Raw genomic sequence first — 8,298 nt, 5'->3', positions numbered from 1 at the left:
TCATTTGTACTTTGTGTACTGGTTTCTTTTGTCTTGCCATAAAATAAGGCCTCCTATGATTTTATATTTTATCATAGAAGACCTTAAAATCCTATTTACAGAAAAACTTTCACAGACTCCTTTTCCACCTATCCGCTGATATGTTCTGTTGATGGATATTATCTTGTTATCAAGGTCAATATCAGCAGGTGAGAGAGCAAGCAGTTCACCTTCCCGCATACCGGTCCAGTACAGGACTTCAAAGCATATATACGATAGAGGCTTGTCTTTTACACCCTCACGGAAAGCAATATATTCATCGTAGGTCCAGTAATCCATTTCCTCAGCCTTCGCTTTTCCAATGGTGCCTGCCTTGCCGCAGGGATTGGTGTTGAGATCATAGAATCGCTTGGCGTAATTAATGATGCTGTTAAGCTCCGTGTTAATCTTTTTCAGATAGGTCTGGGAGTAATTATTTGGCGAACTCATAAGCTTCGCCTGCCATCTTCGTACATCAGAGGCTTTGATCTCATTTATCGGTTTGTTACCGAAGAATGGAAGAATATGCGTCTGTAGTACCGTCTTTTTTGTCAGAAGAGTTGACTGCTTAAGCCTTGCAGCCATATCTTCCATATAAATTTCATAGAGGTTTTGAAATGTCATGTCAGGATTGGCAGACTGCTTTTCCAGAAAATCCCTTTCAAATCCTAAGGCTTCCTTTTTGGTGGCGAAGCCTCTTTTCCACTTCTGTTTTTTGATTCCCTGCCAGTTCGTATAATAGAACTTGGCGAACCATTTACCAGTTTTTTCATCTTTGTAAGCTGGCATAAATATCATCTCCTTTTTGTAAAATTGTTGTGCAATCATCAAAAGGCTATGATATAATCTACTTGTTCAGGGTGATTATAAAGCCTTCGGGTCAATCACTTACATAGCTTCGGTTATTCCTTTTGCGAGAAGGAGTGTGCCGGAGCTTTTTATTTACTAAAGGTGTAAGCCTGCAATTATTCATTTTTTGGATCGGCTTCATTATCCAGTCTGGAATCCTTATAATATGCTAACATATCTGATTTCCATGAATCAAACTTTTCTTTTGAAAGCTTTCCTGTCTGAAGCATGTTCTTCTTTGTTATCCAGTTTTCCATAAAGAGACAGAAGTCTGCATCATATTTTCCATTGCCTTTGCCATTAACCTTAATCCCGGCAGTCCATTCAGGACTTTCAGGAGGTTTTGTGTTGGTCAGTTCAAATGAAAAATCAGTAAGTTCGGTTATGGCAAAGAGAGCGTTGATTACATCTGACATAGTGTGGAATTCATATGCCGGATATTCAGCGGTCGTATTATCTTTTGGAGTATTAGTAACTTTTGTAAATAAAAGCTCCTGCCATGGAACATTTAATTCATTAGCAATCTGTTTTAAAACATCTATTTTTAATAGTATCTCACCAGATTCATATTTCTGGATAGTACGTTCTGATTTACCAAGCCGCTGTGCAAACTCCTTTTGCGTGATCTTCTGTGCCCTGCGCTGCTTCTGTATTGCCTTTCCGATATCCTCAGGAGAAGACATAGTAAGTTTAATGGAATCAGAGAAAGCCATTCTGTTCACCTTCCTTTATATGAAATAGTCCGTTACAAAGATGCGTATTGGATTGATATTAAATAAAATACGTATCAGTAAGTGACTTATTTATGATTGTACGATTACTTTATCATAAATAAAAACGAATTGCAAGTGCGTAATTACAAAAAGTTCTATTGACAAATTCTGAAAAGGATATTAAGATAAACACGAATTAACAATACGGACTAAATAAAGAACAGGATAGCTGCTTTGTGAAAATACGTATTTAAAATAACAATTTATGAAAGGAGGAGCTGCATGAAAGGTATAAAGGAAGCATTTATAGATGCAGGAGAGATAAGCCAGATGCTTGGTATCGGGATGACAAAGGCATATGCAATTATAAAGGAATATAATGCAGAGCTTGAGGCAAAAGGCTATTTCACCATGCGGGGCAAATGCCCACGGAAGTACTTTGAACAGAAAATCTATGGCTACGAAGATTATTACAATCCGGATTATGAGCCGCAGCGTAACCGGAGCAAGGTTGCAGAAGAAAAGGATTATGAAACTGCAGTTGGGGATTCTGTGATAAGTGAACTGGATGAAGTGGATATACAGCCCGAAACAAATGAGATGCCGGAAGCGGATTCAGATATAGCAGAAAATGTGATATCGGATGCGGATGAGATGGCAAAAGAGATAACTGAATAGGTGAATCCAGCGAGTGGGGGCAAAAAGCGCCCCCAAAACGTGAAAATGGGGGCAAAAAGCGCCTCCAAAACCACAAAGTGGGGGCAGAAAGCGCCCCCGCACAAATCAGAGCCGAAAAAGTGTGGGGGCAAAAAGTGCCGTCAAAATGCAAAAGTGGGGGCAAAAAGCGCCGTCAAAACAGCAAAGTGACGGCAAAAAGTGCCACCACTCGGATAAGCGAGAAAAAAGTCATGGTGGCGGAAAGTGCAATCAAAATGGAAAAGTGGTGGCGGAAAATGTCACCAAAACAGTAAAGTGATGACAAAAAGCGCCACCATATCAGTAATCGTGGTGGTACATTAACCACCACATATCATATACAGGGTGCAGGTGCTCCTGCCAAGACGAAAAATTATGTAAACGCTGATGCGTTTATATTTTTTTCGGGAAAAGGTCCGACCTTTTCCGCATCTTGCAAAACCAGTGAACACTAGTTTTAGAAAGGATGAAAAAAGCAATGGTACAGATAAAAAGAGATTGGTTTGATACAGCATTGGAAAGTTACGAAAGGGGAGAAACGTATGGCAGATGGAAAGCGAAGATACAAGTCTGACAGGAAAGATTATAAGATATCGGTGAAGCTGTCAGAAAAAGATATGGATATTCTGAAAGCGGCACTTAAGCGGACGGAAATGACAGCAAGCGCCTATATAAGAGAATTGATCCGGACAGGCGGTAACATTGATACAAGTTATCCTGAGGACAGGGCAAGAGCAATCCGTATCATAGCAGGTATTGCAAATAATATTAATCAGGCGGTAAAGCTTGGCAATTCACAGGGAAGATTGTATTACAGCGACATTGACAAGCTGCAGAACAGTCTGGATGAGGTAAAGAAAACATTCGGGGAGGTGCTGGAAGTATGGCGATTACAAAGATCTTAAACATACAGGAGTCAGAGGGCAGAAATCCGGCATCGCACCTGAAGAATGCTTTGGAATATATCCAGAATCCGGATAAGACAGAAGAATGCGTACTGGTGGGCGGTATCAACTGCCTGCCGGATACGGCATTTGAGCAGATGGAGGAGACAAAGAATATATTTCATAAGACCGGTAAAAGGCAGGGCTATCATGTGATCATATCGTTTTCACCGGAGGAAAAAGTAACAGCAGAACAGGCAATGTATGTGCTGGAGCACTTTGCAAAGGATGTGCTTGGTGATGATTATGAGGCGGTGTATGCGGTTCATACTGACAGGGAACATATGCATGGGCATCTGATCTGGAATAGTGTCAGCATAACGACCGGTAAGAAATATAATTCGCCTAAAAACAACTGGAAGAATCATCTCCAGCCGATTACAAATAAATATTGTGATGAACTTGGACTTTCCATTATGCCGGCAGAGTACAGCAGAAATCCAAAGAATATCAGCAGGGACAAGTGGGAAAAGGAAATGTCAATGAAAGAGATAATTCTAAGGGATGCCAAGATGTGTGCATATGCAGCCGGAAATGTGGAGCATTTTAAATATCTGATGAAAAGACTTGGATATGTATTTAAGAAAGGCGCATGGATGGAGGTGCAGGCACCGGGATTTCGGTATTATCATAAACTGGCAAAGCTGGACGAGATGTTTTCAGAAGATATGTTACGGCATTATGTGGATATGCCATGGATGGCAAAGCCTTACTTTTATTCGTCTGATATAAGGGGATTGCACAGGGCGAAGCTGTCACCATTTCAGAAGCAGTTTTATGCAAAGATGTATCGGTTAAGGATTGTAGAGCAGAAGCGTTTTGTAGTTGGTGGAGCAAAGTATGCAGAGGATTTGAAGAGGTTTCATCAGTTACAGGATGAATATCTGTTGCTTGTGAATAATGACATCAAAAGTATTGTGGATCTTGTGGATTTCATAAGTGAGCAGGAAGAAAAGATTCAGCAGATTGAGGACAGACAGCATGAGATATACAGAGAAAGCTCTAGCCGGAAACGGAATATTAAGAACGAGGAGCAGTACCGGGAATATCAGATATGGCATGTGGAAGTGCAGGAAGAACTGGACGAGCTGAAGAAGGAGAAAAAGGATATTAAGAGGCAGATACAGCTTGCTGATGACATTATAAAAGAAGATTTGTATACGGCTTATTATGCGGTGTCGGAGAAAGAAGAAATCGTTGCAGACAGGGATGTTGAGATACCGGGAATGGAAGAGAATATGCTGGCTGAGAGCACAGTGGAAACAGTTGTTGAGTCTGAGACGAATGTTGTGGTAATAAATTCAGATAATAATCAGAATGAAATAGGCAGACAGAAAGAGCAAGCTGATAGTGTGAGAAAACAAGAAATTTATAATTCGTCTGATGTGAATGTGGTAAGAGTTGGCGAAAGTATGAATGATGTGACAGGTAAAAGTGAATTTGTGGAAACTAGAGAAACTGAATCTGTGGACAAAGCTGACTGGATTGCCAGGAGAATATCAGAGCTCGGTGGTTATGAGAATGTCAGTGATTCTGTTAAGGCTGATGTATTCGGATTTGATATTGCTGATGTAGGCGGCAACATAAAGTTGTTCTCGGATGTGATGAAAAGGCTGGGAATAAAGCTGGATGGTGATGAACTTTATGAAGAGTTTCAGAGGATTTATGATGAGAGCGTTGGTAGAGAGGCTAATATGAAAAGGGAAGAAATAATGGAAAAGAACATGAAATTTAAAGGCAGATAATTTCAAGGAATAAAACATTAAAAGAACAAATGTTTGCTAAAAAGAACTTGTAATTATTCAGATAAGTGAATATAATAGGATATATGATTGGAGGAATACAATGAACTATTTAACTACCATAGAAATGTCAAAAAAATGGGGAATTACCTCGAGACGGATAGCAATTTTATGCGAGCAAGGTCGAATAGATGGCGTTGTGAAAAAGGGAAAAACATGGCTTATACCATGTGATGCAAAAAAACCTGAAGATGCAAGAAAAAGCAATCATAGTAAACGAGGTGTGTTGGTATGCTAAAGGATAAAACATTAACATATATAAGTCTTTTTAGTTGTGCTGGAGTTGGATGTTTTGGATTTAAAAAGGCTGGATTTGAGTGTATAGCTACAAATGAGCTGATAGAAAGAAGATTAAACGTTCAAAAATATAATAACAAGTGTAGGTTTGAATCAGGATATATCTGTGATGATATAACTACAGATGAGACTAAAAACAAAATATTTACAGAAATAGATAGATGGAAAGGCCTTGGAAATGATAGGGTGGATGTTTTAATTGCGACACCACCTTGTCAGGGTATGTCTGTTGCAAATCATAAAAAAGCAGAGAATGAAATAGTTCGTAATAGCTTGGTTGTTGAGTCAGTACATTTAATACAGAAAATTGCACCGAGATTTTTTATTTTTGAAAATGTAGCTGCATTTATGAAAACAGGTTGTACAGCACCTGATGGGACAGTTAAGGCGATAGGTGATGTGGTTTATGAGGAATTGAGTGATAAATATATTATTGTCAGTAGAATTCTTAATTTTAAAAACTATGGTTCAAATTCATCAAGAACGCGAACTGTTGTTATCGGTGTAAGTAAGGATATGGCAGAATATGTCGCACCAATTGAGTTGTATCCAACATATGTAGAAGAGAGAACTCTTAGAGATGTAATAGGTGACATGCCCAAATTGGAGTGGGGTGAAATTTGCCCAACAGATTTTTATCACTCATTTAGAACATATCCAGAAGAAATGCGTTGTTGGATTCATGATTTGAAGCAAGGACAAAGTGCATTTGATAATGAAGATGAATTGAAGCGTCCGCATAAGATTGTTGACGGGGTAGTAGTACCTAATAAACAAAAAAATGGAGATAAATATACTCGTCAATATTGGGATAAGGTTGCACCTTGTATTCATACAAGGAATGACCAATTGGCAAGTCAAAATACTGTACATCCAGAAGAAGACAGAGTATTTTCAATTCGTGAACTTATGAAAATTATGACAATTCCGCCGGAATTTAAGTGGATTGATAAGACTTTAGAGGAATTGAATGCTTTACCAGAAAAGAATAAAAGAGCTCTTTTGAAGAAAGAGGAGATAAAGATAAGGCAAAGCATAGGGGAGGCTGTACCTACAGAAATCTTTTTCCAAATTGCATGTAATATCAGAAGCTTTATGGAGCAGGAGCATTTTGACAACTCTATGATTAACAAAACAATTGAAGATTACCAGTTGGATAGTCCTGATAATTTAATTGATTTTATTGTAAACAATCCGCTTAATTTAGGAAGTGCCTCTTTGGCTAGAATAGCTGAATTGACAAATTCTAAAAGAGAGAACAATGCTGCATATTATACAAACAAGTTCATAGTGAATGAAATATATAAGCAACTTCCTGAATTTGAAAAGAATGAAATTAACATACTTGAGCCATCTGTAGGAGTGGGAAATTTTTTGCCATTTTTATTCAAAAAGTACGAGAATGTAAAAAGAGTTAATATTGATGTGGCTGATATTGATAGAAAGAATTTGCAGATTCTTCAGCTATTGTTGCAGAAGCAAAAAATGCCATCTAATGTAAATATAAATTATATTAATACAGATACATTATTGTATAATTTCAATAAGAGATATGATTTGGTTGTAGGAAATCCACCATTTTCAAAACTGAAAGCAAAGGATGCAAAAAAGTACTTGGAAAATAATATAAATAAGAATACGACCAATACATTTGAATTTTTCTTGGAGAAAGCATTAGCTATTTCAGATTATGTATCAATGATAATGCCAAAGGCCATTTTAAACACACCAGAATTTAGTGATACAAGAGAAATTCTTTCACATAAGAAGATAGACTGTATTCAGGATTACGGAGAAAATGGGTTCAAAGGGGTATTGGTTGAGACAATATGTATGTTTATTGATACTGTTGGAGCACCTAATGAAACTAAAGTAGAATCATTGACATTGAAGCAGTCTGTCATACAAAAGCAAAAGTATATCACAGATACGAAATATCCGTACTGGATTATTTACAGAGATAAATTCTTTGATAATATCTCTCAAAGGCTTGAATTTGATAAGTTTACTGTGTTTAGAGATCGTCAAATAACAAATTCTAATACAACGCAGGAGAAAAAAGCTGATTGCTTAAGAGTTATTAAGTCAAGAAATATAAGTGATGATGGAAAAGAAATAGTTGATATACCAGGATATGACTCTTATATAAAAAAGGAAACAGTAGAGTCTTTGAGTGCTTATAAGTATGTTGGTAATCAAAATGTATATTTAACACCCAATATGACATATAAACCAAGAGTAATGCGTAATACAAAGAATGTTGTTGTAAATGGTTCTGTAGCTGTGTTAATTCCAAAGGAGGATATTCATTTAACAGAGAAACAGATGGAATATTTTTCGTCTGATGAATATAGAAAATTTTATCAAATAGCGAGAAATTACCAGACACGTTCTTTAAATGTAGATGCTACAAGTGTTTTTTTCTATGGTGTACTAAAGGAGAATTGTAATGGATAATGCAACTATACAAGAGTTTTTAGATGAACATGATTATGATATTAGAAAGACACATAATGGGCGTTGGATAGATCAAAAATGCACGATGGATGTTGTGTGTCTGGTATCAGACTGTATTGTTGAATATACAAGTAGTAGAAACAGAAAAAACTTTACTGTAAATGATATTTGGTACAATGATTATACAGTAGATAATGTACAACAAATATTTAGCAAGCCAAATCCAACAGAAAAGGCTTCCAATGAATATGATAAGTATTTCGGTCAGCCAATAAAATTATTAGACGCTGCTGGAATAATTCATGGGGAGAAAAGTGGACATGGGTATGTTTATTCTATAGTCAAGAGTGTGTGAATAAAACTCTGTAAATGTAATCTTCTATGATAATGATTGGGCTGAAGGCTCTCAAATGAGCATTCAGCCCTTGCTTTATATATAACAGTGTCGATTCGAGCATGTCAAGAGCAGGCGAAAATTTCCGCCTGTAAAACAAGCTTTAAAGTTACTATTCGGGCAATCGG

At 37.2% G+C, this 8,298-nt stretch carries 9 protein-coding genes; 7 read left to right on the top strand and 2 right to left on the bottom strand.

Features of this window, described 5'->3' with window-relative positions; translation table 11 throughout:
- Together KQI22_RS13530 and KQI22_RS13525 are read right to left on the bottom strand one after the other, a co-directional pair.
- Positions 1 to 807, bottom strand: a complete 807-nt coding sequence (locus KQI22_RS13530) for a site-specific integrase (RefSeq protein ID WP_253293651.1) — start codon at positions 805 to 807, stop codon at positions 1 to 3.
- A gap of 176 nt (positions 808 to 983) precedes the next feature.
- Positions 984 to 1,580 (bottom strand): helix-turn-helix domain-containing protein, encoded by a 597-nt coding sequence (locus KQI22_RS13525; protein ID WP_216553349.1) that lies wholly within the window; start codon positions 1,578 to 1,580, stop codon positions 984 to 986.
- A 282-nt stretch (positions 1,581 to 1,862) separates the two neighbouring features.
- Between KQI22_RS13525 and KQI22_RS13520 the strand changes: the two genes are divergently transcribed.
- The 7 genes from KQI22_RS13520 to KQI22_RS13490 all read left to right on the top strand — a co-directional run bounded on the left by KQI22_RS13520 (position 1,863) and on the right by KQI22_RS13490 (position 8,131).
- Positions 1,863 to 2,258: a hypothetical protein gene (locus KQI22_RS13520; protein ID WP_216553346.1), complete on the top strand. Its 396-nt coding sequence runs from the start codon at positions 1,863 to 1,865 to the stop codon at positions 2,256 to 2,258.
- 121 nt (positions 2,259 to 2,379) lie between these two features.
- Entirely contained in the window at positions 2,380 to 2,556 is a 177-nt protein-coding gene (locus KQI22_RS13515) for a hypothetical protein (RefSeq protein ID WP_216553352.1), read from the top strand.
- Between the two features lie 262 nt (positions 2,557 to 2,818).
- A complete protein-coding gene (locus KQI22_RS13510) occupies positions 2,819 to 3,181 on the top strand; it encodes a plasmid mobilization protein (RefSeq protein WP_216553342.1) in 363 nt (120 codons plus the stop codon).
- Positions 3,160 to 4,965: a relaxase/mobilization nuclease domain-containing protein gene (locus KQI22_RS13505; protein WP_216553339.1), complete on the top strand. Its 1,806-nt coding sequence runs from the start codon at positions 3,160 to 3,162 to the stop codon at positions 4,963 to 4,965. Before KQI22_RS13510 ends, KQI22_RS13505 begins: the two co-directional genes overlap by 22 nt.
- Positions 4,966 to 5,065: 100 nt before the next feature.
- Positions 5,066 to 5,260, top strand: coding sequence for a DNA-binding protein (locus KQI22_RS13500; RefSeq protein WP_216553336.1), 195 nt, complete (start codon positions 5,066 to 5,068; stop codon positions 5,258 to 5,260).
- Positions 5,254 to 7,776, top strand: coding sequence for a DNA cytosine methyltransferase (locus KQI22_RS13495; protein ID WP_216553333.1), 2,523 nt, complete (start codon positions 5,254 to 5,256; stop codon positions 7,774 to 7,776). Before KQI22_RS13500 ends, KQI22_RS13495 begins: the two co-directional genes overlap by 7 nt.
- Positions 7,769 to 8,131 carry a hypothetical protein gene (locus tag KQI22_RS13490; RefSeq protein WP_216553330.1) on the top strand — a complete coding sequence of 121 codons (363 nt, stop codon included), beginning with the start codon at positions 7,769 to 7,771 and terminating at the stop codon, positions 8,129 to 8,131. The genes KQI22_RS13495 and KQI22_RS13490 overlap by 8 nt, the downstream gene beginning before the upstream one ends.
- Positions 8,132 to 8,298 lie beyond the last annotated feature (167 nt).

It is taken from the genome of Kineothrix sp. MSJ-39 (genome assembly GCF_018917935.1).
Taxonomy (GTDB): domain Bacteria; phylum Bacillota; class Clostridia; order Lachnospirales; family Lachnospiraceae; genus CAG-194.
This window is presented reverse-complemented; position numbering and strand designations above follow the sequence as displayed.

Coding starts and splice junctions, on each gene's coding strand:
- KQI22_RS13530 (WP_253293651.1), bottom strand. CDS start 807: ATGCCAGCTTACAAAGATGAAAAAACTGGTAAATGGTTCGCCAAGTTC.
- KQI22_RS13525 (WP_216553349.1), bottom strand. CDS start 1,580: ATGGCTTTCTCTGATTCCATTAAACTTACTATGTCTTCTCCTGAGGAT.
- KQI22_RS13520 (WP_216553346.1), top strand. CDS start 1,863: ATGAAAGGTATAAAGGAAGCATTTATAGATGCAGGAGAGATAAGCCAG.
- KQI22_RS13510 (WP_216553342.1), top strand. CDS start 2,819: ATGGCAGATGGAAAGCGAAGATACAAGTCTGACAGGAAAGATTATAAG.
- KQI22_RS13505 (WP_216553339.1), top strand. CDS start 3,160: ATGGCGATTACAAAGATCTTAAACATACAGGAGTCAGAGGGCAGAAAT.
- KQI22_RS13500 (WP_216553336.1), top strand. CDS start 5,066: ATGAACTATTTAACTACCATAGAAATGTCAAAAAAATGGGGAATTACC.
- KQI22_RS13495 (WP_216553333.1), top strand. CDS start 5,254: ATGCTAAAGGATAAAACATTAACATATATAAGTCTTTTTAGTTGTGCT.
- KQI22_RS13490 (WP_216553330.1), top strand. CDS start 7,769: ATGGATAATGCAACTATACAAGAGTTTTTAGATGAACATGATTATGAT.